General features: G+C 69.5%; 30 protein-coding genes. 18 read left to right on the forward strand and 12 right to left on the reverse strand.

Translation table 11 applies throughout. The features are described 5' to 3' along the window. Positions 1–28: 28 nt before the first annotated feature. Positions 29–688 (forward strand): PEPxxWA-CTERM sorting domain-containing protein, encoded by a 660-nt coding sequence (locus ACSQ2H_RS00210; protein WP_436059481.1) that lies wholly within the window; start codon positions 29–31, stop codon positions 686–688. A 4-nt stretch (positions 689–692) separates the two neighbouring features. On the opposite strand, the gene ACSQ2H_RS00215 is transcribed toward ACSQ2H_RS00210, so the two are convergent. Then, positions 693–1,298 (reverse strand): TetR/AcrR family transcriptional regulator, encoded by a 606-nt coding sequence (locus tag ACSQ2H_RS00215; protein WP_436059482.1) that lies wholly within the window; start codon positions 1,296–1,298, stop codon positions 693–695. Positions 1,299–1,401: 103 nt separating this feature from the next. Between ACSQ2H_RS00215 and ACSQ2H_RS00220 the strand changes: the two genes are divergently transcribed. Beyond that, complete coding sequence (locus ACSQ2H_RS00220; protein WP_436059483.1) at positions 1,402–2,145, forward strand: 3-oxoacyl-ACP reductase family protein; 744 nt, start codon at positions 1,402–1,404, stop codon at positions 2,143–2,145. Positions 2,146–2,210: 65 nt separating this feature from the next. Here ACSQ2H_RS00220 and ACSQ2H_RS00225 read toward each other — a convergent pair whose 3' ends face one another. From ACSQ2H_RS00225 to ACSQ2H_RS00245, 5 genes are all read right to left on the reverse strand, one after another. Continuing rightward, complete coding sequence (locus ACSQ2H_RS00225; protein WP_436059484.1) at positions 2,211–3,026, reverse strand: enoyl-ACP reductase FabI; 816 nt, start codon at positions 3,024–3,026, stop codon at positions 2,211–2,213. A 76-nt stretch (positions 3,027–3,102) separates the two neighbouring features. Next, positions 3,103–3,309: a hypothetical protein gene (locus ACSQ2H_RS00230; RefSeq protein ID WP_436059485.1), complete on the reverse strand. Its 207-nt coding sequence runs from the start codon at positions 3,307–3,309 to the stop codon at positions 3,103–3,105. 4 nt (positions 3,310–3,313) lie between these two features. Next, entirely contained in the window at positions 3,314–4,525 is a 1,212-nt protein-coding gene (fabB, locus tag ACSQ2H_RS00235) for a beta-ketoacyl-ACP synthase I (protein ID WP_436059486.1), read from the reverse strand. Between the two features lie 17 nt (positions 4,526–4,542). Next, positions 4,543–5,070, reverse strand: a complete 528-nt coding sequence (fabA, locus tag ACSQ2H_RS00240) for a 3-hydroxyacyl-[acyl-carrier-protein] dehydratase FabA (protein ID WP_183775527.1) — start codon at positions 5,068–5,070, stop codon at positions 4,543–4,545. Positions 5,071–5,152: 82 nt separating this feature from the next. Then, positions 5,153–5,656 (reverse strand): SH3 domain-containing protein, encoded by a 504-nt coding sequence (locus tag ACSQ2H_RS00245; protein WP_436059487.1) that lies wholly within the window; start codon positions 5,654–5,656, stop codon positions 5,153–5,155. Between the two features lie 145 nt (positions 5,657–5,801). On the opposite strand from ACSQ2H_RS00245, the gene ACSQ2H_RS00250 reads away from it, so the two are divergent. After that, entirely contained in the window at positions 5,802–6,788 is a 987-nt protein-coding gene (locus ACSQ2H_RS00250; RefSeq protein WP_436059488.1) for a 2-hydroxyacid dehydrogenase, read from the forward strand. 125 nt (positions 6,789–6,913) lie between these two features. Here ACSQ2H_RS00250 and ACSQ2H_RS00255 read toward each other — a convergent pair whose 3' ends face one another. Then, entirely contained in the window at positions 6,914–7,654 is a 741-nt protein-coding gene (locus ACSQ2H_RS00255; protein WP_436059489.1) for a HesA/MoeB/ThiF family protein, read from the reverse strand. An 89-nt stretch (positions 7,655–7,743) separates the two neighbouring features. On the opposite strand from ACSQ2H_RS00255, the gene hslV reads away from it, so the two are divergent. From hslV to ACSQ2H_RS00275, 4 genes are all read left to right on the forward strand, one after another. Further along, positions 7,744–8,310: an ATP-dependent protease subunit HslV gene (gene hslV / locus ACSQ2H_RS00260; protein ID WP_436059490.1), complete on the forward strand. Its 567-nt coding sequence runs from the start codon at positions 7,744–7,746 to the stop codon at positions 8,308–8,310. A 37-nt stretch (positions 8,311–8,347) separates the two neighbouring features. Further along, positions 8,348–9,139 (forward strand): nuclear transport factor 2 family protein, encoded by a 792-nt coding sequence (locus ACSQ2H_RS00265; protein ID WP_436059491.1) that lies wholly within the window; start codon positions 8,348–8,350, stop codon positions 9,137–9,139. Positions 9,140–9,153: 14 nt separating this feature from the next. Next, positions 9,154–10,458, forward strand: coding sequence for an ATP-dependent protease ATPase subunit HslU (hslU, locus tag ACSQ2H_RS00270; protein ID WP_436059492.1), 1,305 nt, complete (start codon positions 9,154–9,156; stop codon positions 10,456–10,458). A 96-nt stretch (positions 10,459–10,554) separates the two neighbouring features. Next, on the forward strand, positions 10,555–11,397 hold the full coding sequence (locus tag ACSQ2H_RS00275; protein ID WP_436059493.1) for a hypothetical protein: 843 nt from the start codon (positions 10,555–10,557) through the stop codon (positions 11,395–11,397). Positions 11,398–11,617: 220 nt separating this feature from the next. Here the strand turns inward: ACSQ2H_RS00275 and ACSQ2H_RS00280 are convergent, their stop codons facing one another. Continuing rightward, positions 11,618–12,088 (reverse strand): DUF2244 domain-containing protein, encoded by a 471-nt coding sequence (locus tag ACSQ2H_RS00280; protein ID WP_436059494.1) that lies wholly within the window; start codon positions 12,086–12,088, stop codon positions 11,618–11,620. A gap of 139 nt (positions 12,089–12,227) precedes the next feature. On the opposite strand from ACSQ2H_RS00280, the gene nth reads away from it, so the two are divergent. The 4 genes from nth (at position 12,228) to ACSQ2H_RS00300 (ending at position 16,146) form a co-directional block, all read left to right on the forward strand. Continuing rightward, a complete protein-coding gene (gene nth / locus ACSQ2H_RS00285) occupies positions 12,228–12,905 on the forward strand; it encodes an endonuclease III (RefSeq protein ID WP_436059495.1) in 678 nt (225 codons plus the stop codon). A gap of 4 nt (positions 12,906–12,909) precedes the next feature. Continuing rightward, the gene (gene gcvA / locus ACSQ2H_RS00290) at positions 12,910–13,821 is read left to right on the forward strand and encodes a transcriptional regulator GcvA (RefSeq protein WP_436059496.1); all 912 of its coding nucleotides are present in this window, start codon (positions 12,910–12,912) and stop codon (positions 13,819–13,821) included. Between the two features lie 90 nt (positions 13,822–13,911). After that, positions 13,912–14,037 carry a hypothetical protein gene (locus ACSQ2H_RS00295; RefSeq protein WP_267230951.1) on the forward strand — a complete coding sequence of 42 codons (126 nt, stop codon included), beginning with the start codon at positions 13,912–13,914 and terminating at the stop codon, positions 14,035–14,037. A 150-nt stretch (positions 14,038–14,187) separates the two neighbouring features. After that, positions 14,188–16,146, forward strand: coding sequence for a transglycosylase domain-containing protein (locus ACSQ2H_RS00300; RefSeq protein WP_436059497.1), 1,959 nt, complete (start codon positions 14,188–14,190; stop codon positions 16,144–16,146). A 4-nt stretch (positions 16,147–16,150) separates the two neighbouring features. Here the strand turns inward: ACSQ2H_RS00300 and ACSQ2H_RS00305 are convergent, their stop codons facing one another. Continuing rightward, on the reverse strand, positions 16,151–16,435 hold the full coding sequence (locus ACSQ2H_RS00305; protein WP_436059498.1) for a hypothetical protein: 285 nt from the start codon (positions 16,433–16,435) through the stop codon (positions 16,151–16,153). A gap of 134 nt (positions 16,436–16,569) precedes the next feature. Between ACSQ2H_RS00305 and ACSQ2H_RS00310 the strand changes: the two genes are divergently transcribed. The 6 genes from ACSQ2H_RS00310 (at position 16,570) to ACSQ2H_RS00335 (ending at position 20,663) form a co-directional block, all read left to right on the forward strand. Further along, positions 16,570–17,559 carry an adenosine kinase gene (locus ACSQ2H_RS00310; RefSeq protein WP_436059499.1) on the forward strand — a complete coding sequence of 330 codons (990 nt, stop codon included), beginning with the start codon at positions 16,570–16,572 and terminating at the stop codon, positions 17,557–17,559. Positions 17,560–17,562: 3 nt separating this feature from the next. Further along, positions 17,563–18,153: an imidazoleglycerol-phosphate dehydratase HisB gene (hisB, locus tag ACSQ2H_RS00315; protein ID WP_436059500.1), complete on the forward strand. Its 591-nt coding sequence runs from the start codon at positions 17,563–17,565 to the stop codon at positions 18,151–18,153. A 68-nt stretch (positions 18,154–18,221) separates the two neighbouring features. Continuing rightward, a complete protein-coding gene (gene hisH / locus ACSQ2H_RS00320) occupies positions 18,222–18,854 on the forward strand; it encodes an imidazole glycerol phosphate synthase subunit HisH (RefSeq protein WP_436059501.1) in 633 nt (210 codons plus the stop codon). Beyond that, positions 18,851–19,573, forward strand: a complete 723-nt coding sequence (gene hisA, locus ACSQ2H_RS00325; protein ID WP_436059502.1) for a 1-(5-phosphoribosyl)-5-[(5-phosphoribosylamino)methylideneamino]imidazole-4-carboxamide isomerase — start codon at positions 18,851–18,853, stop codon at positions 19,571–19,573. The genes hisH and hisA overlap by 4 nt, the downstream gene beginning before the upstream one ends. Further along, positions 19,573–20,340, forward strand: a complete 768-nt coding sequence (gene hisF, locus ACSQ2H_RS00330) for an imidazole glycerol phosphate synthase subunit HisF (protein ID WP_436059503.1) — start codon at positions 19,573–19,575, stop codon at positions 20,338–20,340. Before hisA ends, hisF begins: the two co-directional genes overlap by 1 nt. Continuing rightward, a complete protein-coding gene (locus ACSQ2H_RS00335) occupies positions 20,337–20,663 on the forward strand; it encodes a phosphoribosyl-ATP diphosphatase (RefSeq protein WP_436059504.1) in 327 nt (108 codons plus the stop codon). The genes hisF and ACSQ2H_RS00335 overlap by 4 nt, the downstream gene beginning before the upstream one ends. A gap of 78 nt (positions 20,664–20,741) precedes the next feature. On the opposite strand, the gene ACSQ2H_RS00340 is transcribed toward ACSQ2H_RS00335, so the two are convergent. Beyond that, a complete protein-coding gene (locus ACSQ2H_RS00340; RefSeq protein WP_436059505.1) occupies positions 20,742–20,975 on the reverse strand; it encodes a YdeI/OmpD-associated family protein in 234 nt (77 codons plus the stop codon). A gap of 66 nt (positions 20,976–21,041) precedes the next feature. After that, positions 21,042–22,040 carry a sensor histidine kinase gene (locus ACSQ2H_RS00345; protein ID WP_436063517.1) on the reverse strand — a complete coding sequence of 333 codons (999 nt, stop codon included), beginning with the start codon at positions 22,038–22,040 and terminating at the stop codon, positions 21,042–21,044. Positions 22,041–22,186: 146 nt separating this feature from the next. On the opposite strand from ACSQ2H_RS00345, the gene ACSQ2H_RS00350 reads away from it, so the two are divergent. Then, positions 22,187–23,080: a CPBP family glutamic-type intramembrane protease gene (locus tag ACSQ2H_RS00350; protein WP_436059506.1), complete on the forward strand. Its 894-nt coding sequence runs from the start codon at positions 22,187–22,189 to the stop codon at positions 23,078–23,080. Here ACSQ2H_RS00350 and ACSQ2H_RS00355 read toward each other — a convergent pair. Next, positions 23,061–23,369 (reverse strand): polyhydroxyalkanoic acid system family protein, encoded by a 309-nt coding sequence (locus ACSQ2H_RS00355; RefSeq protein ID WP_436059507.1) that lies wholly within the window; start codon positions 23,367–23,369, stop codon positions 23,061–23,063. The two genes, ACSQ2H_RS00350 and ACSQ2H_RS00355, sit on opposite strands and share 20 nt — an antisense overlap. Positions 23,370–23,378 lie beyond the last annotated feature (9 nt).

Here is a 23,378-nt window from a genome sequence, read left to right on the forward strand (position 1 = left end):
CCCTTCAGTCATTAACTGGAGGGTAACCATGTTCGCCAAGTCCCTGGGCCTCGCCGCCCTCGTCGCCGCCGGCTCGCTCGCGCTTCCCGCGGCCGCCGCGACCACCATCACCCCGGTCGGCGTCACCGCCACCAACACCTTCCCGTTCTGGGGGACCTACAACGCCGAGAACCTGATCGACGGCAGCGGCCTGTCGGGCGGCCTGCACGACGCCGACTACGCCAACATGTGGATGACCGACCTCGGCGTCTCGGCCGCCACCCTGACCTTCGACCTCGGCCAGGCCTACAAGCTCTCGGGCGCCGACATCTGGAACTACAACTTCGGCGTCGAGGAGTTCGCCTCGACCCTCGACCGCGCCTCCAAGGCCTTCAAGATCTCGATTTCCACCGACGGCGTGACCTACACCGAGGTGCTGGCCGGCGAGCTCGCCCGCGGAACCGGCAAGGCGCTGGCCGCCGAGAGCTTCGGCTTCACCGGCGCGGCCCGCTACATCCAGATCGCCCTGGACGGCAATCACCAGAAGTATCCGGAGACCTATGGCTACGCGCCGATCGGCCTGTCGGAAGTGCGCTTCACCGGCTCGGCGGTTCCCGAACCGGCGACCTGGGCGATGATGATCACCGGCTTCGGCCTGGCTGGCACGGCCCTGCGCTCGGCCCGCCGCCGCGGCCAGCAGTTCGCCTGATGCGTCAGGGCGCGGTGAGCGGCTCCCAGGCCGCCATCGCGCCCTTGGCCACGGCCAGCAGCTTCGCCTCGCTGGCCCCGTCGCGGGCCTGGATCGACATGCCCTGCTGGACGGTGAGGTAGAACGCCGCCAGCGCCGCGACGTTCGTGCCGGGCGCCAGTTCGCCGTCGTCGACCGCCCGGCGCAGACGCGTCTCCAGCCCCGACTGCCCCTGGGCCCGGTTCTCACGCAGGGCGGCGCAGACGCTGGCGCTGGCCTCGGTCGGATTGAGCTGCGAGAGCACGACCATACAGCCGCGCGGCTTGCCCGGCCTTGAGAAGGAATGTGCGGTGGCGGTCAGGAAACCTGCCACTGCCGAGCGCGCGTCAGGCGCGGTTTCCACCGCGTCCCAGATCGCCGGCCCTTCGGTGCGGCCGTAGAGCTCGATCGCCTCGCGGAACAGCGCCTCCTTCGACCCGAACGCCGCGTAGAGGCTCGGCGAGCCGATGCCCATGGCCTCGGTGAGGTCGCTGATCGACGCGCCCTCGTAGCCCTTGGCCCAGAACACTTCCATCGCCCGGGTCAGGGCGGCGCTGCGATCGAAACTGCGGGGACGGCCGCGTTCGGCCATGGCTCAACCTTTCTGGATCGACCGATATATAAATCCCTTGACGGCGCCGGGCAAGCCGACCATCTGCTTTCTGTATCGAACGACACAGAAATGGAGCAAACCCGTGTCGAACCTCTCCGGAAAGCGCGCCCTGGTCACCGGCGCCAGCCGCGGCATCGGCGCCGCCATCGCCCTGCGCCTGGCGCGCGAAGGCGCCGACGTCGCCATCACCTACGAACGCTCGGCCGACAAGGCGCAGGCCCTCGTCGGGCAGATCGAGGCCTTGGGCCGCAAGGGCCTGGCGATCCAGGCCGACAGCGCCGACCCGGCCGCGGTCAAGGCCGCGGTCGACCGCGCCGCCGCCGAGCTGGGCGGGCTGGACGTCCTGGTGAACAACGCCGGCATCGCCCGCGGCGTCGGGCCGGTCGAGGGCTGGACGCTTGAGGACATCGACCAGCTGCTGGCGGTGAACGTGCGCGGGGTGATCGTCGCGGCCCAGGCCGCCGCCGCGCACCTGCCCAAAGGCGGGCGGATCATCAATATCGGCTCGAACCTGGCCGAACGGGTGCCGATGGCCGGCATCACCCTCTATGCGATGACCAAGTCGGCGCTACTTAGCTTCACCAAGGGGCTGGCGCACGACCTGGGGCCGCAGGGGATCACAGTGAACCTGGTGCATCCCGGCTCGACCGACACCGACATGAACCCGGCCGCCGGCCCGGGCGCCGATCCGCAGCGCGGACGCATGCCCATTCCCGAATATGGAAAGCCGGAAGACATCGCCAGCGCCGTCGCCTGGCTGGCCGGCCCCGAGGGCCGCTTCGCCAACGGCGCCGGCTTCGTCGTCGACGGCGGCGCGAACGCCTAGGGACAGGAGCGGTCAGCCGCAGGGCTGACCCAGGGAGCCGGCCGAGCCGGCGGCTCCCTTCCGCCTCAGCCTTCTTCGTCTTCCGTGAAGCCCATCATGTGGAAGCCGGCGTCGACGTGGATCAGCTCGCCGGTGGTCGAGCGGCCAAGATCCGACAGCAGCCACAGGGCGGCGCCCGCGACACCTTCCATCGAGGTGTCTTCCTTCAGGGCCGACAGGTCGCGGCCCTTGGCCAGCATGCCCTTGCCGCCCGAAATCCCGGCCAGCGACAGGGTGCGCATCGCGCCCGGCGACAGCGCATTGACGCGGATGCCCTTGGGGCCGAGGTCGCGGGCCACATAGCGGGTCGCCGCTTCCAGCGCCGCCTTGGCCACGCCCATGGTGTTGTAGTTCGGGATCGCCCGTTCCGAACCCATGTAGGTCAGGCAGATGATCGATCCGCCGTTCGGCATCAGCTTCTCGGCCCGGCGCGCGCAGTCGACGAAGCTATAGGCCGAGATGTCCATCGCCTGCAGGAAGCCTTCCCGCGTGGCGTTGTCGACGAACGAGCCCTTGATCTGGTCGCGCGGCGCATAGGCGATCGCATGCACGAAGAAGTCGATGGTCCCGAACGCCTGCTTCACCGCCTCGAAGGCGGCGTCCATCTGGTCGTCCTGGGTCACGTCGACCGGAACCACCGTCTTGACGCCGACGCTCTCGGCCAGCGGCTGCACGCGGCGCTCCATGCCCGGCAGGTGGAAGAACGCCATCTCGGCGCCTTGCGCCGCCAGCTGCGAGGCGATGCCCCAGGCGATCGAGTCGTGGTTGGCGATGCCGATCACCACGCCCTTCTTGCCCTTCATCAGATCGCCCTTGGGCAGATCCCAGCCATCCTTGGCCATGCGCGTCTCCTCGCGAATTGTCGTGTGGGTTTTTGGACGGCCGCGCGAGCCTGCGCAAGCGGCTTCGCCGCTCAGGTCAGCCCGAGCGGGACAGCAGGACGCCTCCGGCGACCAGGGCGCAGCAAAGTCCGGTATAGGCGGCCGCGGCCAAGATCAGCGTGGTCGGCGCGACCACCAGCAGCTGGGTCGAGCCGCTGAGTCCGCGGCCGATCCAGACCGCCAGCGGCGCGATCAGCAACAGGGCGCCGAGAACGATCAGCGATCGTCCCGCAACCTTTCGCATGGTCCTAGACCCGCGCCATCACCAGGCAGCCGTTGGTGCCGCCGAAGCCGAACGAGTTCGACATCACGGTCTCCAGCTGCACGTCCTTGCGTTGAAGCAGGATCGGCAGGTCGGCGAACTCGGGATCGAGGTTCTCGATGTGGGCGCTCTGCGCCGCGAAGCCGTTGTTGAGCATCAGCAGGCTGTAGATCGCCTCCTGCGCGCCGGCCGCGCCCAGGCTGTGCCCGGTCAGCGACTTGGTCGACGAGATCAGCGGCACGTTCGAGCCGAACACCTCGCGCACCGCGCCCATCTCCTTGCTGTCGCCGACCGGCGTCGAGGTGCCGTGCGGGTTCAGGTAGTCGATCTTGCGGCCGCCGAGATCGGCCATCGCCAGGCGCATGCAGCGCACCGCGCCTTCGCCCGACGGGGCGACCATGTCGAAGCCGTCCGAGTTGGCCGCGTAGCCGACGATTTCGCCGTAGATCTTGGCCCCGCGGGCCTTGGCGCGCTCGTACTCTTCCAGCACCACGATGCCGGCGCCGCCGGCGATCACGAAGCCGTCGCGATCCTTGTCATAGGCGCGGCTGGCGGTGGCCGGCCGGTCGTTGAAGTTCGAGCTCATCGCGCCCATGGCGTCGAACAGCACGCTCAGCGACCAGTCGAGTTCTTCGGTGCCGCCGGCGAACACCACGTCCTGCTTGCCCATCAGGATCTGCTCGTAGGCCGAGCCGATGCAGTGGGTGGAGGTGGCGCAGGCCGACGAGATCGAGAAGTTCAGGCCCTTGATCTTGAACCAGGTCGCCAGGGTCGCCGAAGCGCCCGAGCTCATCGCCTTGGGCACCGCGAACGGGCCGACCCGCTTGGGGCCGCGTTCCTTGGCGGTGTGCGCCGCCTCGATGATCGCCTTGGTCGACGGCCCGCCGGAGCCGACGATCAGGCCGGTCCGCTCGTGGGAGACCTCGGCCTCCTCGAGGCCGGCGTCGGCGATCGCCTGTTCCATGGCGATGTGGCCGAAGGCCGTGCCCTGGGCCAGGAACCGCGCCGCGCGCCGGTCGACCAGCTTTTCCCAGTCGAGGCCGGGATCGGCGTGGACCTGCGAGCGGAAGCCCAGCTCGGCGTACTCGGGCGAAAAGCTGATCCCGGACTTGGCCTCGCGCAGCGAAGCCAGGACTGCATTGGCGTCAGCGCCAATGGACGAGACGATACCGATGCCGGTGATGACGACGCGACGCATGTGTCTTGCCTGTGCTCTCAGACCAGGTCCTTGGCGTCGAACAGGCCGACGCGCAGGTCCTTGGCTTCGTAGATCACCTTGCCGTCAGCCTCGAGCACGCCGTCGCCGATGCCCATGACCAGCTTGCGGATGATCACGCGCTTGAGGTCGATCTTGTAGACTAGCTTCTTGACCTTCGGGGTCACCTGGCCGGTGAACTTCACCTCGCCGACGCCCAGGGCGCGGCCCTTGCCGGGCGCGCCCGACCAGCCGAGGAAGAAGCCGACCAGCTGCCACATGGCGTCCAGGCCCAGGCAGCCCGGCATCACCGGGTCGTTGATGAAGTGGCACTGGAAGAACCAGAGGTCCGGATTGATATCCAGCTCGGCTTCCAGATAGCCCTTGCCGTGCGCGCCGCCGTCTTCGGTGATCTTCACGATGCGATCGAACATCAGCATCGGAGGCACCGGCAGCTGGGCGTTGCCCGGGCCGAACATCTCGCCTCGGCCGCAGGCCAGCAGCTCTTCGAGATTGTAGTGGTCCTTGGCCTTGGCGCCCTGGATCATGCTTGGCTTTCTTGGCGGCGGCCCGTTTTTCCGAGCCTCGGGAATCGTGAATTTCAGGCCCTAGCAGAGCCGCGCGGCAGGCTCAACGGCTGCGCGCGGCGCCAGGACGGCCCACTTTACACTGGATCGCGTCGGAAGTTCCCCAGAGTTCGCCCGCCTGGGCCCACCCCGAGACCCCGTCGCTGCGCACCCGGCACCAGCCGTCCTCGCACTCCTTGACCAGCTCGGCGACCGAACGCGGGTTGAGGTAGGCGGTGATCTCGGCCTCGGCCCGCGGCTTCTTGTGCAAGGCCAGACGCGTCGGCTTGACCCGCATGACCGTGGACTCGCCGCTGGTCAGCCGGCGGTGCACCCAGGCCATCCCGCCGTCCGGATCGCAGATCCGCCGCCACTCGGTGTTCTCGGCGATCACCTGCACCGGCAGGCCCTTGGCCTGATAGACCCACAAAAGCTTGTGATCTTCCCCCGGACCGGCCCGCGCATAGACCTTGTCGAACTTCAGCGAGACATAGCGCGGCACCGGCTGGCCGGACGGCGTCTGGCGCGGCGCCGCCTGGACGGCGGGCGTCAGGGCGGCCGAAATCAACGCCGCCGTCAAAAAAACGGGCGTTACGCGCTTCCGCAGTCCAAAGGTACGTCGCTCGCCTTGGCCGTCCATGGGGGCTTTGCTAGAGGTTCTTCGTCACAACGCAAGGCGCGCCACGCGCAGTTAAAGATTCCTTTCAAACGCCATGGCCGCTCGAAAACCCAAAGTCATCGTCACCCGCCGCCTCCCCGACCCGGTAGAGACCCGGATGCGGGAGCTGTTCGACACCGAGCTGAACCTCGACGACGTACCGCTCGACCGTGAAGCGCTGATCAAGGCGGTGCAGCGGGCCGACGCCATCGTCCCGACCATCACCGACCACATCGACGCCGACCTGATCGCGGCGGCCGGCGACAAGCTGAAGCTGATCGCCAACTTCGGGGCCGGGGTCGATCACATCGACGTGGCCGCCGCCAACGAGCGCGGCATCGCCGTCACCAACACCCCCGGCGTGCTGACCGAGGACACCGCCGACCTGACCATGGCGCTGATCATGGCCGTCTCGCGCCGCATCGTGGAGGGCGCCAACGTCGTGCAGGCCGGCGAGTTCACCGGCTGGACCCCGACCTGGATGATGGGCCGGCGGGTCAACGGCAAGCGGCTGGGGATCATCGGCATGGGCCGCATCGGCCAGGCGGTGGCGCGCCGCGCCAAGGCCTTCGGCATGCAGATCCACTATCACAACCGCAAGCCGGTCAGCCATGTGATCGCCGAGGAGTTGGAGGCCACCTACTGGGAGAGCCTCGACCAGATGCTCGCCCGTATGGACATCATCTCGGTCAACTGCCCGCACACCCCGGCGACCTATCACCTGCTGTCGGCGCGCCGGCTGAAGCTGCTGCAGCCGCACGCCGTGGTGGTCAACACCGCCCGCGGCGGCATCATCGACGAGGGCGCCCTGGCCGACCTGCTGGCCGCCGGCGCCATCGCCGGAGCCGGCCTGGACGTCTTCGAGTTCGAACCGGCGATCAATCCCAAGCTGCTGACCCAGCCGAACGCCGTGCTGCTGCCGCACCTGGGCTCGGCCACGGTCGAGGCCCGCATCGACATGGGCGAGAAGGTGATCATCAACCTGAAGACCTGGATGGACGGCCACCGCCCGCCCGACCGGGTCATCCCCTCGATGCTCTGATCGCAATTCCTCCCCCTCTGGGGGAGGTGGCTCGCGGCGTCGCCGCGAGACGGAGGGGGCCAGCAGAGTCAGCAGTCCCCCTCAGTCAGCCTTTTGGCTGACAGCTCCCCCAGAAGGGGAGCAATTCAACGGCCGCCGCAGACCTCGCACTCGGGGTCGGCGCCGATGCGGACGGTCCGGCTCTCGCCCGCGAGGCCGTCATAGATCAGCAGCCGGCCGGCCAGCGGCTCGCCGGCCCCGGCGACCAGCTTGATGGTCTCCAGCGCCATCATCGAGCCGATCACCCCGGCCAGCGCGCCGACCACGCCGACCGCCGAGCAGGTCTCGGCCTCGGGCGGGACGTCCGGCACCAGGCAGCGATAGCAGGGCCGGCCGCGGAACACCCCGACCTGGCCGGTCCAGCGGCCGATCGCGCCGGACACCAGGGTCCGCTCGTGATGGACGCAGGCGGCGTTGACCGCAAACCGGGTGGCGAAGTCGTCGGTGCCGTCCAGCACCAGGTCCACCCCGGCCACCAGCGGCCCGATGTTGCACGGCTCGACATGCACCGGCGCGCAATCGACATGCACGTGCGGGTTCAAGGCCCGCAGCTGGTCGGCGGCGGCCTCGACCTTGCGGCGGCCGACGTCGGCGTCGCGGAAGATCACCTGGCGCTGCAGGTTCGAGGTGTCGACCACGTCGGCGTCGGCCAGCACGATCCGCCCGATCCCGGCGGCGGCCAGGTAGAGCGCCGCCGGCGCGCCCAGGCCCCCGGCCCCGACGATCAGCACGCTGGCCGCCTTCAGCCGCTGCTGGCCCTGGCCGCCGACCTCGCGCAGCACCAGGTGGCGGGCGTATCGCTCGACTTCGTCGTCGGTGAAGCTCATCTTCAAAACCGTCCGTTCTTGGCGCTCGGCCGGCCGGCCCCGTCGCACCACGCTTGACCTCGCCCGTCCCCCTGGCCACATCGGAAGCCATGACGACAAGCTCGAACTCTTTTCCCGCCAGCTCTTTCCCGGATTGGCACGGCACCACCATCCTCGCGGTGCGCAAGGGCGGCAAGACCGTGATCGCCGGCGACGGCCAGGTCTCCATGGGCCAGACCGTCGTCAAGGGCAACGCCCGCAAGGTGCGCACCCTGGCCGGCGGCAAGGTTCTGGCCGGGTTCGCCGGCGCCACCGCCGACGCCTTCACGCTGATCGAGCGGCTCGAGGCCAAGCTCGAGCAGTATCCCGCCCAACTGGCCCGCGCCTGCGTCGACCTGGCCAAGGACTGGCGCACCGACCGCTACCTGCGGCGGCTGGAGGCCATGCTGCTAGTCGCCGACAAGGACTCGATCTTCACCGTCACCGGCGTCGGCGACGTGCTGGAGCCGGAGACCGGCGTCGCGGCCATCGGTTCGGGCGGCAACTACGCGCTCGCCGCCGCCCTGGCCCTGGCCGACAGCGAACTCTCCGCCGAGGAGGTCGCCCGCAAGGCGATGGGCATCGCCGCCAAGATCTGCGTCTACACGAACGGAGAGCTGACGGTTGAAAGCCTGTAGCCTGATCCTGGCTGCGCTTCTCCTCTCGACCCCCGTCATGGCCGAACCTGATCCCTCCGCGGTCGTCGCCGCGGAGCGGGCCTTTGCGGCCGACGGCCTGGCGCATGGGATCAAGCGTTCGTTCCTGGCCCATTCGACGCCGGACGCGATCCTGTTCGCCCCCGATCCGGTCAAGGCGCACGAGCTCTACGGCCCGCGCCCCGACAAGCCCCACCCGCCGCTGGTCTGGTGGCCGCTATGGGCCGGCCTCGCCCGCTCGGGCGACCTCGGCTTCACCACCGGCCCGAGCACCTTCGACGGCAAGGAGAACGGCTGGTACTTCACCGTCTGGGCCCGCCAGGAAGACGGCGCCTGGAAGTGGATCTATGACGGCGGCTCGCCCAGCGCCCATGGCGCGGCGCCGCCCCAAGGCTCGCAACCCGGCTATCTGCCGCCCGCCACCGGTCCGAAGACGGACGCCGCCGCCGCGATGAGCGCCGTCCAGGCCGTCGAGGCGGACCTGGCCAAGACCGCCGCCACCGACACCGTCGCCGCCTACCAGGCGGTTCTGGCCCCCGACGCCCGCGTCACCGGCTCGCCGTCGGTTCCGGCGACCACCCCGATCGCGGTGAAGGCGGAACTGGCTCGCCGGCCGTCCGCCATCGCCTTCGCGCCGCTGGGCGGCCGCGCCTCGGCCGGCGGCGATCTGGTCTGGACGTATGGCGATGCGCGCTGGACGGAGGGCGCCAAGGATCGCCGCGGGCACTATGTCCGGATCTGGCAGAGCCGCGCCGACGGCTGGCGGCTGGTCTTCGATCAGATTCTTCCTGTCGCAGACGCGCCGGCATGACTATCTAGCGGGCCATGACCGAGTTTTCCCCCCGCGAGATCGTCTCCGAGCTCGACCGCTACATCGTCGGCCATCCCGACGCCAAGAAGGCCGTCGCCGTCGCCCTGCGCAACCGCTGGCGCCGCCGCCGCGTGCCGGCCGACCTGCGCGACGAGGTGACGCCGAAGAACATCCTGCTGATCGGCCCGACCGGGGTCGGCAAGACCGAGATCGCCCGCCGCCTGGCCAAGCTCGCCCAGGCCCCGTTCCTCAAGGTCGAGGCCACCAAGTTCACCGAGGTCGGCTATGTCGGCCGCGACGTCGAGCAGATCGTCCGCGACCTGGTCGAGAGCGCCCTGGCCATGGTCCGCGACAAGCGCCGCGCCGCCGTGCGGGCCCGCGCCGAGGCCGCCGCCGAGGAGCGCATCCTCGACGCCCTCACCGGTCCCGGCTCCACCGCCGCCCGCGACAGCTTCCGCAAGAAGCTGCGGGCCGGCGAGCTGAACGACAAGGAAGTCGAGCTGACGCTGCAGGACACCGGCGGCGGCATGCCGATGTTCGACATCCCCGGCCAGCCCGGCGCCCAGATGGGCATGCTCAATCTCGGCGAGATGATGGGCAAGGCCTTCGGCGGCCGCACCAAGACCCACAAGACCACCGTCGCCGGCGCCCATGCGCCGCTGATCGCCGAGGAAAGCGACAAGCTGCTCGACCAGGAGGCCCTGACCCAGGAAGCCCTGGAGCTGGCCGAGAACAACGGCATCGTCTTCCTGGACGAGATCGACAAGGTCGCCTCCAACCGCGACCGCGCCGGCGCCGACGTCAGCCGCGAAGGCGTGCAGCGCGACCTGCTGCCGCTGATCGAGGGCACCACCGTCTCGACCAAGTACGGCCCGGTGAAGACCGACCACATCCTGTTCATCGCCTCGGGCGCGTTCCACGTCGCCAAGCCCTCGGACCTGCTGCCGGAACTGCAGGGCCGCCTGCCGATCCGCGTCGAGCTGAAGGCCCTGACCCGCGACGACTTCCGCCGCATCCTGACCGAGCCGGAGGCCAACCTGATCCGCCAGCATCAGGCTCTGCTCGCCACCGAGGGCGTGACCCTGAAGTTCACCGAGGACGCCATCGACGCCCTGGCCGACGCCGCGGTGACGGTCAACGGCAGCGTCGAGAACATCGGCGCCCGCCGGCTGCAGACGGTGCTGGAGAAGGTGCTGGAGGAGATCAGCTACACCGCGTCGGACCGCGACGGCGAAACGGTCAGCATCGATGCGGCCTATGTGAAGGAACGGGTCGGGGGCTTGGCCCAGAACACCGACCTCAGCCGCTTCATCCTCTGACCCAGGGTTTTCCCTAGGCCGGGCAAGGACTTGACCCCCTTGCCCGGTCGCTGGCTTGGGCCCTCAATCCCGGCGACGCCGCAGGGAGGGCCCCGCATGCAGGTCGAACTCGCCGAAGAGCGCATCTTCCGCATCGCCGACCGCTTCAGTCTGGAGCACGCCGAGGGCCGCGCCTGGGCCAAGCGGCTGGAGGCGTTCGGCGCCCTGGCCCGGGTCACCGGCTTGTTCAGCCAGCCCAAGGACGACGACTTCGCGGTCATCTATCGCGAGCGGCGGCTGCAGCCGTTCTGGCGCGTCGCGGTCTCCACGGCCACGGCCTACGAGCGCCGGCGCAGCTATGCCGTGGCGGTCGGGCCCGAGGTCCGCCAGGTTACCCTCGACGGCAAGGCGTTCGACGCCGTCAACGGCAAGTTCCTGCTCGACGGTCTGGAATCCTGCCGCGAAGAGGCCCGCCGCGAGGTGTTCGTCGACGGCCTGAGCAAGCAGGTCACCCCCGGCCTGGCCGCCTACCTGCAGCACGATGCGGTCGAAACCGACGCCGAAACCCTGGCCAAGGCCACCGCCGAGGGCATGGTCGTCGTGCCGCCCCAGGCCAAGGCTTCGATGGTCGTCCGCGACGTCGTGGCCGCGGCCATCGGCAAGATCGACGCCGACACCGTCACCGAGGAGCTGGTGCGGGTCGAGGCGGTCGACCTCTACTACCGGCCGATCCACGCCTTCCGCTATCGCCGCGCCGACAAGGAGGCGGTCGTCGAGTTCGACGCCGTCACCGGCGAGGCCCGCGTCGGCGGCGCGACCTTCGAGGAGTACCTGGGCAAGGCGCTGGAGCCGCGCTTCCTGCTCGACGTCGGGGCCGAGACGCTGAACTTCGTGGTGCCGGGCGCGAACCTCGCCAAGCTGATCATCGTCAAGGGCATGGAGATGAAAGGCCTGCGGTAGCGGCCCCGAGAGGAACGGGCGTTGCAGCCGCCAGGCAGCAGATCCTCCCCTCTTGGGGGAGGTGGCGCGCGAAGCGCGACGGAGGGGGACTGCTCTCAACGCGACAGCATCAAAGTCCCCCTCAGTCAGCTACGCTGACAGCTCCCCCAAAAGGGGAGCATCTGTAAGGAGCATCCGGCTCAAACGCTGCGCCTGCAGCTATCAGGCAAGCAGAAGCGCGCTACCCCCGCCGCGCGTCGTAGATCGCCCGCTCCAGGGCGCGGGCGAAATCGGCGCGCTCGACCGGGCTCAGCGCCTGCGCCACCGAGGCGTGACGGCCCGACATCGCGACCCGCACCCCATGGACGACGTCGTCCTCGTCGATCTCCAGCGCCACCCGGGTGAAGGCGGTCGGGCTTTCCCAGATCACTTCGGTGGACTTCGGCGTCTCGCGCACCACCCGCACCTCGCGCGCGGTGACCAGCACCCGCTCGATCTTCTTGGCGGCGGCGTAGCTGGCGGCGAAGGCGGCGATCACGGCCAGCACGTCCAGCCCGAGGAACACCGGCACGAAGGTGGCGCCCATCGACAGAAACACGCCGGCCGCCACGCAGTTGAACAGCGTGACGATGCCGATCAGCACCACGAACCCCCGCTGCGACAGCGATCGGTTGGGGGTGATCACGGCGTCCATATAGACGAGGCCATCCATCGGGGACGCAGTCTAGTGTGCGGCAGGCGGAAGTGGAAACCGGTTACGCCCCCCGCCGCGCACCCAGGAAGCCGAAAACGGACGCGAAAAGCCCGCCCCCCTTGGCGCGGCGGCCCGGCCGGGCGATGTTCGCCCCGCCATGGCCAAGCCCGTCACCAAGAAGCGCGTCTCGCCCGCGGAGAAAGCCCGCGTCGAGGAACTGTTCCACCGGTTCGAGTCGCTGAGCGACGATCCGCGCACCGAGCTGCACTACGACAGCCCCTACACCCTGGTCGTAGCGGTGGCCCTGTCGGCCCAGGCCACCGACGTCGGGGTCAACAAGGCGACCGCCAAGCTGTTCCCGGTCGCCCACACCCCCGAGGACATGCTGGCGCTCGGCGAGGAAGGGCTGATCCCGTACATCAACTCGATCGGCCTCTTCCGCACCAAGGCCAAGAACGTCATCGCCGCGGCCAGGATCATCGTCGAGCAGCACGGCGGCGAGGTGCCGCTGAACCGCGACGACCTGATGGCCCTGCCCGGCGTCGGGCGGAAGACCGCGAGCGTCGTGCTGAACGAACTGGGCGTGGAACCGGCCATCGCCGTCGACACCCACGTCTTCCGCGTCGCCCACCGGCTGAAGCTGTCGTCCGGCAAGACCCCCGACCAGGTCGAGGCCGATCTCATGGCCCTGGTTCCGGCACCCTACCTGACCCGCGCGCACCACTGGTTGATCCTGCACGGCCGCTACACCTGCGTCGCCCGCCGGCCGAAGTGCGAGGAGTGCCAGGTGGCCGATCTCTGCCCGTCGAAGATCCTGTTCAGCCGCGCCGCGTGACGCCATGGCCAACCATCTGCCGCTCAACGCCCTGCGGGTCTTCGAAGCCTGCGCCCGCCACGGCAGCTTCCTCAGCGCGGCGGACGAACTGGCGATCACGCCCGGGGCGGTCTCCCGGCACATCAAGGGGCTGGAGGCGGAGCTCGAGACCCGGCTGTTCGACCGCTTCAACCGCGCGGTGCGGCTGACCGCGGCCGGCGAACAGCTGTCGGTCGGCGTGCGCCAAGGCCTCTCGACTATCCAGTCGGCGGTGGACGCGGTGCGCTCCAAGCGCGATGCGCCGTTGGTGGTGACGGTGCTGCATTCGCTGGCCGCCCGCTGGCTGGTGCCGCGGCTGCACGACTTCCAGCGCCGCTACCCGGAAGTGCAGATCCTGGTCGCCGCCTCCGACCATGCGGTCGACCTGGCGCGCGAGAACATCGACGTGGCCATCCGGCTTGGCCGTGGGCCCTACCCCGGCCTGCACGTCACCCACCTGTTCGACACCCTGATGACGCCGGTGTGCAGCCCCGGGCTGGTCGAGAAGTACGGCCCCTTCAACCATCCCAACGACCTGCGCGGCGTGACCCTGCTGCATGACGTGCTGATGCTGCCTGAGGAGCCCGACTGGGCGGACTGGCTGACCGCCGCCGGGGCCGACCGGGTCGATCCCAATCCGGGACCGCGCTTCTCCAACACCTACCTGGCGGTCGAGGCGGCGCTCTCCGACCGGGGCTTGGCCTTCGCGCACAAGGCCATGGTGATCGACGACCTGGCCAACGGCCGGCTTGTGCAGCCCTTCGACCTGTCGCTGCCCAGCCCCTTCAGCCACTGGGTGCTGTCGCTGCCGGAAAAGGCCGACCAGCCCAACATCCGCCGCTTCCGCAGCTGGCTGCTGGAGCAGGCCCTGGCCGACGGCCTCGTCGACGCCAATTGATCTGAAGTCATCTGACTGGCTCTAAGCTCGTTTGTCGCAGCGCAGCATAACTGCGAAAATGCGGGCGTCCGACGCTGTAGGAGCCTCCCCGTGACCTGCACATATCCTCAATCGATTGAATTTTCGCGCACCGACGTGCTGCGCGACATCATCCTCGTCTTCGCTGTCGCTGTGATCGCCTCCCCCGCGGTGATCGCGCTTATCGGCGCGGCCTGACGAGCGCGGGCCGGCCCCCTTCCTCCAGCCGGCCCGCTCCCCTTCCTCCGTGCACGGCGAGACTCCTGGCGCACGGCTTGCAATGATCGGGGGGTGCCGCCCCCGACTGAACCCATCTCAGGACGACGACCGCGCCCGCGCCTGCCGCGGGTGAATTGGCGTGCGGCCGTCCTGACGGTGGTGATCCTCGTCAATCTCGGGCTCGGCGGCTGGTTCGCCTTCGACCGCGCCTTCCTGCAGGACCTGCCGGTCGTCCCTGACAAGGAGGCGCTCTGGTCGATGGGCCGCCCGCCCGGCCTGACCTTCCTCGGCCCCGACGGCGAGGTGGTCGGCCGCCGCGGCCCGCGCCACGGTCCGCCCGCGCGCCTCTCGCAGATGCCGCAGCACGTGCCCCTGGCGTTCCTGGCCATCGAGGATCGCCGTTTCTACCAGCACGGGGCCATGGATCTGCGCGGCGTGCTGCGCGCGCTCAGCGTCAATGTCCGGGCCGGCGGCGTGGTCGAGGGCGGCTCGACGATCAGCCAGCAACTGGCCCGCAACCTGTTCCTGACCCCCGACCAGACCCTGCGCCGCAAGGTCCAGGAGGTGCTGCTCGCCGCCCAGCTCGAGCGGATGATGAGCAAGGACGAGCTGCTCGAACTCTATTTGAACCGGATCTACTTCGGCGGCCGCGCCTACGGACTGTCGGCGGCGGCCGAGACCTATTTCGGCAAGGCCCCGCAGGACCTCACCCTGGCCGAGGCCGCCGTGCTCGCCGCCCTGCCCCGCGCGCCCTCGCGGCTGTCGCCCGCCAACGCTCCGGAGGCGGCGTGGGCCCGCGGCCAGGTCGTGCTGCGCCGCCTGGGCGACATGGACTGGATCGACCCCTCCCTGGCCGCGCGCACCGCCGCCGGGCCGCCCCCGCCCCTCGCCCGGCTGGCCGCCGACGGCGAGGGCGACATGGCCTGGGTGTTCGACGCCGCCGCCGCCGAGGCCCGCCAGCGCCTGGGCGGCGCGACGCCGGACCTCGTCATCCAGCTGACCGTCGACCCCAAGGCCCAGGCGATCGCCGGCCACATCGTCCGCCGCACCATGGCCCGCGAGGGCTATCGCCGCGGCGCCCGCCAGGCGGCGCTGGTGGCCCTGACCCCGGACGGGGCGATCCGCGCCATGATCGGCGGGGTCAACCACGCCGCCAGCCCGTTCAACCGGGTCACCCAGGCGCGCCGGCAGCCGGGCTCGGCCTTCAAGCCGATCGTCTGGGCCGCGGCGCTCGACCACGGCGTGCGGCCGATGGACTGGCGCCAGGACGCGCCGATCCGCATCGGCGGCTGGACCCCTGGCAATTATGGCGGCGGCTATCACGGCCAAGTCTCGGTGCAGCGCGCCCTGCAGCTGTCGATCAACACGGTCGCCGTGCGGCTGGCCCGTGAAGCCGGCCTCGGCGAGGTGAGCGCCCTCGCCCGCCGCTTCGGCCTGACCGGCATCCCCGAGCACCCCGGCGGCTCGATCGCGCTCGGCGCCTACGAGGTCACCCCGCTGGAGCTGGCCGGGGCCTACCAGGTGCTGCAGACCGGCGGCGGCAAGACCTCGCCCTACCTGGTGTCCAAGATCACCGACGCCCGCGGCAAGCTGCTCTTCATTCGGCCGCCGAGCGCCGCGGTTCCGGTCTACCCGACCTATCAGGCCGCCCAGATGGTGCAGATGATGCGCGGCGTGATCCTCGCCGGCACCGGACGGGAAGGCGCGTTCGGGCGGCTGGCCGCGGCCAAGACCGGCACCAGCCAGGACCACCGCGACGCCTGGTTCGTCGGCTTCACGCCCGACTGGCTGTGCGCGGTCTGGGTCGGCAACGACGACAGCCGGCCGACCGCCCGCATCACCGGCGGCCAGGTTCCGGCCCACATCTGGCGCGATTTCATGACCGGCGCCCACCGCGGTCTGCCCGACCTCGAGTTCGCCTGGTTCCCGGCCCTGCCGCCGCCGCTCTATGTCGAGGAGCCGCAGCCGCCCGCCCCGCTGCGCGACGCCTTCGGACCCGTGCGCCGCAACGCCATGGCCACCGACGTCGACGACCAGCCCGCCGCGGTGGAGCCCACCCCGGCGGACTGGTCTGAGATCCCCTACTGACCGGTCAGGTGATGCGCTTGACGCTCACCGGGTCGCTGCTCGGGAAGCTTTCTTCCAGGCCCTCGTCCAGCAGGGCTTCCTGCCGGTCCTCGGCGTCCTTCTGCTTTTCCGCCAGCTGGTCGTGCTTTTCGTTCTCGGCCAGCGGCCGTTCGGCGGGCCGGGCGTGCGGCGCTTCGCTCTTGTGATCGGCCATCTGCGGGCGGCCCTCGACGGCGGCGTCCGCCGCTGCGGCGCCCGAGCCGATCGCCTGGCCGCTGGTCTTGGGTTTGTCGCGCTTCAGTATCGACATTGCGGTCCTCCGGTTGCCCAGGATGAACTCACAGGACCAGACCCGGTTGCCCTCGATGCGCCCGCGCGTTGCCCCCAAACGCCTTTCCCTGTAGGAGGCGAGGCCTGATTTCAGCGAAAGCCGACCTTCCCCGCATGACCGAGCTCTACGACGTCGCCGCCATCGGCAACGCCATCGTCGACGTGATCGCCCCGGCGAGCGACGACTTCCTGACCCAGCAAGGCATGGACAAGGGCGCCATGATGCTGGTCGACGAGCAGCGCAGCGCGGCGATCTACGCCGCCATGCAGGCCGGGGTCGAGGCCTCCGGCGGCTCGGCCGCCAACACCGTCGCGGGCCTGGCCTCGTTCGGCGGCCGCGGCGCCTTCCTCGGCAAGGTCGCCGACGACCAGCTCGGCAAGGTCTTCACCCACGACATGCGCGCCATCGGCGCCCACTTCGACACCCCGCCGCTGCTCGACGGCAAGGCCACCGCCGTGTCGATGATCAACGTCACGCCCGACGGCGAGCGGACCATGTCGACCTTCCTGGGCGCCTCGACCGAGTTCGCCTCCGACGACATCGACGCCGCGGTCATCGAGGCGGCCAAGATCGTCTACCTGGAAGGCTACCTGTTCGACGCCGAGGCCGCCCGCCGCGCCTTCGCCAAGGCCGCGGGCCTGGCCCGCGCCGCCGGCCGGATGATCGCCATCACCCTGTCGGACGGCTTCGTGGTCGAGCGCCACCGCGCGGCCCTGCTCGGCTTCCTGGAGACCCAGGTCGACCTGGTGTTCGCCAACGCCACCGAAGTGACCTCGCTGTTCCAGACCGACGACTTCGACGCCGCGGTCGATGCGCTGCGCTCGAAGGTCAAGATCGCCGCCGTCACCCGCAGCGCCCAGGGTTCGGTGATCGCCGCCGGCGGCGAGACCTTCGAGGTTTCGGCCTTCCCGGTCGAGAAAGTCATGGACACGACGGGCGCGGGCGACCAATACGCAGCCGGGTTCATGTACGGCCTCGCCACCGGCCGGCCGCTCAATGTCTGCGGCCAGCTCGGATCGCTGGCGGCGGCCGAGGTGATCTCGCACTATGGCCCGCGGCCCCTGGTCAGCCTCAAGGACCTCGCGGCTTCGAAAGGACTCTAACGGATGGCCCGCACCGCGGAAGTGGTCCGCAACACCAAGGAGACCCAGATCACCGTTCGCGTGGATCTGGACGGCTCGGGCGTTGCTGATGTCGAGACCGGCATCGGTTTCTTCGACCACATGCTGGACGGTCTCGCGCGTTTCAGCGGCATCGACCTCTATGTCCGCACCAAGGGTGACCTGCACATCGACTTCCACCACACCGTGGAAGACACCGGCATCGTCATCGGTCAGGCGATCCGCCAGGCGCTGGACGGCTTCAAGGGCATCTACCGCTTCGGCCACGCCTACGTCCCGATGGACGAGACGCTGACCCGCTGCGCTCTCGACCTCTGCAATCGCCCGTATCTGATCTGGAAGGTCGCGTTCAAGACCCCGAAGATCGGCGAGTTCGACACCGAGCTGTTCAAGGAATTCCACCAGGCCTTCGCCATGAACCTGGGCGCCTGCGTGCACCTGGAAACGCTCTACGGCGACAACAGCCACCACATCGCCGAAAGCGGCTTCAAGGCCCTGGGCCGCGCCCTGCGCGTCGCCGTCGAACTCGACCCCAAGACCCATGGTCGCGCCCCGTCGACCAAGGGCGTCCTCTAAAGCGCGCTCAGCAAAAGTGGCCACCGGTTTTGCGTCCGAGCGCGCGGCAATGAAAAGAGACTAACCCTATGCAGAGCGTCGCCCTGATCGACTACGGGTCGGGCAACCTGCGCTCGGCCGAAAAGGCCCTCGTCCGCGCTGCGGCGGGAACGAGCCAGATCGTCGTGACCAGCGATCCCGAAACCGTGGCCGCCGCCGACCGGGTGGTGCTGCCCGGCGTCGGCGCCTTCGCCGCGTGCATGAAGGCCCTGTCCGAGCGTCCCGGCCTCATCGAAGCCATGACCGAGGCGGTCCAGGTCAAGGGCCGTCCGTTCCTCGGCGTCTGCGTCGGCATGCAGCTGCTGGCCACCCGCGGCCTGGAGTTCGGCGAGACCCCCGGCCTCGGCTGGATCCCGGGCGACGTCCGCCGCGTGGAGCCGACCGACCCGGCCGCCAAGATCCCGCACATGGGCTGGAACACCCTGATCGACCCGCACGGCCCCGCGCCGATCGCCGGCGTCGGCGAGGCCCCCATGTACTTCACCCATTCGTTCGCCTTCTTCCCGAACGATCCCGCCGACGTCGCCGCCTATGTCGACCATGGCGGCAAATTTCCCGCCGCCGTCGCCAAGGGCCACGTCGCGGGCGTACAATTTCACCCTGAAAAGTCGCAAAGCGCCGGCCTTGCCCTGTTGGCGCGTTTCCTGGAGTGGCGACCGTGATCCTCTATCCGGCCATCGATCTCAAAGACGGCCAGTGCGTCCGTGTCCTGCACGGCGACCTCGACACCGCCACGGTGTTCAACACCTCGCCCGCCGCCCAGGCCGCCAGCTTCGTCGAGGCCGGCTTCCACTGGGTCCACGTCGTCGACCTGAACGGCGCGGTGCAGGGCAAGGCGGTCAATGAAAAGGCCGTCGAGGCGATCCTCGAAGCGGTCTCGATCCCGGTCCAGCTCGGCGGCGGCATCCGCAGCCTGAAGGACGTCGAGCGCTGGATCGAAGCCGGCGTGTCGCGCGTCATCCTCGGCACAGTCGCGGTGACCGAGCCCGAGATCGTCCGCGAGGCCGCCCGTCTCTGGCCCGAACAGATCGCCGTCTCCGTCGACGTCCGCGCCGGCAAGGTCGCGACTCAGGGCTGGACCGAGAGCTCCGACCTCGACGCCGTCACCGTCGCCAAGCGCTTCGAGGACGCTGGCGTCGGCGCCCTGATCATCACCGACATCGACCGCGACGGCACCGTCATGGGCTTCAACGTCGAGGCCTTCGGGGCCATCGCCGACGCGGTGGCCATCCCGGTCATCGCCGCCGGCGGCTTGGCCACCATCGACGACATCGTCAAGATCAAGGCCCGCAAGGGCGTGCCGATCGCCGGCGCGGTGCTCGGCCGCGCGCTCTACAACGGCGCGATCAATCCGGCGGAAGCCCTGAAGGTCGCCGCCTGATGCTCAAAGTCCGCGTCATTCCGTGCCTGGACGTCAAGGACGGCCGCGTGGTGAAGGGCGTGAACTTCGTCTCGCTGCGCGACGCCGGCGATCCGGTCGAACAGGCCACCGCCTATGACGCGGCCGGCGCCGACGAGCTGATGTTCCTCGACATCACGGCCAGCCACGAGCGGCGCGGCGCGATCCTCGACGTCATCGCCCGCACCGCCGACGTCTGCTTCATGCCGCTCAGCGTCGGCGGCGGCATCCGCCAGGTCGAGGACGCCCGCCGGCTGCTGCTGGCCGGCGCCGACAAGATCAGCGTCAACACAGCCGCGGTCGAGAACCCCGACCTGATCAGCGCCTGCGCCGACGCCTTCGGCTCGCAGGCCGTGGTCGTCGCCATCGACGCCAAGCGCACCGCCGACGGCTGGAAGGTCTTCACCTATGGCGGACGCACCGACACCGGCCTTGACGTGGTCGAGTACGCCGCGGGCGCGGTCAAGCGCGGGGCAGGGGAGATCCTGCTCACCTCCATGGACCGCGACGGCGCCAAGACCGGCTACGACCTCGACCTGCTGAAGGCGGTGACCAGCGCGGTCAACGTCCCGGTCATCGCCTCGGGCGGGGCCGGCAACGCCCAGCACATGGTCGACGCCGTCACCAAGGGCGGCGCCGACGCGGTCCTCGCCGCCTCGATCTTCCACTTCGGCGAGGTTTCCGTCGCCGAAGTGAAGCGCGAGATGGCCAAGGCCCACATTCCGGTCCGCATCACGGAGGCCGCATGAGCCGCTTCTCCGACACCTTCGAGCGGCTGGCTGCGACCATCGAGGCCCGCAAGGGCGCCGATCCGGCCAGCTCCTACACCGCCAAGCTGCTCAGCGAAGGCGTCGAGCGGGCCGCCAAGAAGTTCGGCGAGGAAGCCGTCGAAGCGGTGATCGCCGCCGCCCAGGACGACCGGGACGGCCTGGCCGCCGAGAGCGCAGATCTGATCTATCACTGGCTGGTGCTGCTGGCCCGCGCCGGCGTCAGCCTCGACGACGTCGCCGCCAAGCTCGAGGCCCGCGAAGGAACCTCGGGCCTCGCCGAGAAGGCGTCCCGCCCCACCTAATTCCTCCCCCTCTGGGGGAGGTGGATCGATGCGTAGCATCGAGACGGAGGGGGCCTGCGGACTCAAAACACCGTCGGCTCAGGATGCCGGGCTCCAGCGCATCTTCATATAGATATCGCCGTCCTCGAGCTCGTCGAGCATCTGGATCAGCCGCTTCTCGCGGGTCTCAGGCTTGCGGGCGCGGGTGATCCAGCCGAGGTAATCGTTGCGCTGGAAGGGGGGACGGGCCTCGTAGGCGTCGACCAGGCTGCGGAATTCCAGCGCCTGGCGCACGTCGTCCGGCATCGGGTTCAGGTCACGGCGCAGCGTCATGGACGTCCTCCCTGGCGCCGTTAACGAATAACTACGGTGAAGGTTCTCGCCAACTTTGCATTTGGCTTAGTGCGGCAACACCAAGGTGTGGCTGACGCCCGGTCCGTCTCCGCGGGTCAGGGTGCCGCCGGTCTGGCGCGCGAACCCCTCGACCAGTTTGCGGCCGAGCCCGCGGCTGTTGATCTCGGCCTCGGGCGACATGCCCACGCCGTTGTCGGCGACCGTCAGCTCGCAGCCGACCTCGATCTGCTTGAGGGAGACCAGGATGCGGCCGGAGCGCCCGGCCGGGAAGGCGTACTTGGCGGCGTTGGTGACCAGCTCGTTGACCACCAACCCCACCGCCACCGCCCGATCGCGATCGCAAGGGCAGGAGGTCAGCCAGCTGTCCAGCCGCACGTCGCCGCTCAGCAGCAGGCTGTCCGACAGGTTTTCGCACAGATCGCCCAGATAGGCGCCGAGATCGATCGCGTCGCCGGCCTCGTCGGGCGAGTAAAGGTTGGCGTGGGCCTGGGCCATCGAGTGCACCCGGCGCAGCGCATCGGCCAGGGCCTGCTCGGTGCTCGCCGCAGGCGCCCGCCGCCGCTGCATGTCCAGCAGGCTCTCGACCATCTGGAAATTGTTCTTTACCCGATGGTTCAGCTCCCGCAGCAGCAGGTCGCGGACCTCGAGCTTGGCCGCGCGCTCGGCCTCGGCGACCCGGTATGACGTGCGGAACGCCTGGGCGACGGCGATCACCGCCAGGCCGCTTAGCGCGTTGAGCACCAGCGCCGCGCCCTCGCCGGCGGTCAGCGGACCAAATCGAGCCGGGTGCAGCACCACGTACCAGACGCCGAGCAGGATGATGGTCAGGCTGTAGATCCCCGAGCGCCACCCGGCCAGCAGCGTCGCCAGCAGCACCAGCGGATAGAGGAAGACGTAGGGCGGCGCGACGACGACCAGCGAAATCAGCGCCCGCAACAGGCCGGCCAACGCCGCGCATGCGCTGGCGCAGACCCACTCGGTCACCCAAGTGGGCACGTCCGGCGCGAGTCTCTCGCGCAGATTAAGGTCACCCAGCCCAAGCATCGGTGACACAACGTCGGTCTCCATGCCGTTCGGTCAAGGCAAAATTCACCCTATGGGTGAATTTGTCCTGGAAACAGCTTCGAAGCTACACCTGCACGCTACTCGCGCCGATGGCGCAAGCGCCTCCGCAGGAGCATAGTCGGCAGGTGCTCGCTCCCTTTCCATTTCTGCAGGCTGTAACCGAACGCGACCGCCGCTGGCCGCGGGTCGCCGCCATGGCCGCGGCGACGCCGGCGGCGGTGATGCTGCTGTCGCTGCTGTTTGCGATCGTGCTCGGAACGCTCACCGGCGGCGCCATGTTCGAAGACACGGGCGGGCCCCGGCTGCAGCGCTCGGCCATCTATGTCCTGCAGCTCGGGGTCGGGCTCGGGGCGATGGCCTTGGCGGTGATGCTGGCGGCCCGTTACGTGTTCGGCCGCCCGATCTCGACCTGGATGACCGCCGCGCCGCACTTCCGTTGGCGGCTGCTGCTGGCCGGCGCGGCGCTGACCGTGATCGGCGTCGGCGTGCTGATGTTCGCCGACTGGCTGATGAACCCTGGCGAGTATCAGACCCCGATATTCGCCCCCAATTCGAGCCTGGCGCTGAAGGTGTTCTATGCGCTGGCGGTGGTCGCCGGCCTGTTCGTCGCCGCGACGGCGGAGGAGGCGGTGTTCCGCGGTTACCTGCTGCAGCAGACCGCGGCCTTCACCCGCAATGTCTGGGTGCTGATCGCCGTCAACGCCGCGGCCTTCGCTCTGGCCCACCTCGAGTTCGATCCCGGCGCCCTGGCCGCGCGTGCCCTGGCCGGCGCGGCGTTCGCCTGGGCGGCGCTGCGGCTCGGCGGCCTGGAGTTCGCGATCGGGGCCCACGTCGCGACCAACCTGATGATCGCCTTCTTCCACGCGCCCATGCTGCCCGACGACCCGGAGGTTTCCGGCGGCCTCGACGACACGATCATCGAGGCGGTGCTGGCGATCTACATGGTGCTGATCGTCGAACTGGTGCGCCGATCGCCGCGGCTGATGGCGCCGTTCGCCTCTACTTCTTCTCAAGCATGAGTTGGCCTTCCTTCTTGAGGCGGCCCTTCACCTTGTCGGCGATCATCGCGAAGAACGGCGGCAGGTCGACCTCCATGCGCACCGCGTCCTCGGCGACGTCGAGCCGGCCGGCCACGGCCTGACCGACGATCTTGGCGGCGAACGAAAGGCGGTCGCCCTCCCAGGTTCGGGTCAGCTTCACGCCTTCGCCGAACTGATGGATCAGCTTGCCGACGCCGTCCTCGATGCGTTGGCGCGCCTCGGCCTTGCCGAGTTCGTGCGGGATGGTGACGACGACGGGCTTGGCCATGAGCGGATC

This window comes from Phenylobacterium sp. LjRoot97, from assembly GCF_964254345.1.
Lineage (GTDB): Bacteria > Pseudomonadota > Alphaproteobacteria > Caulobacterales > Caulobacteraceae > Phenylobacterium.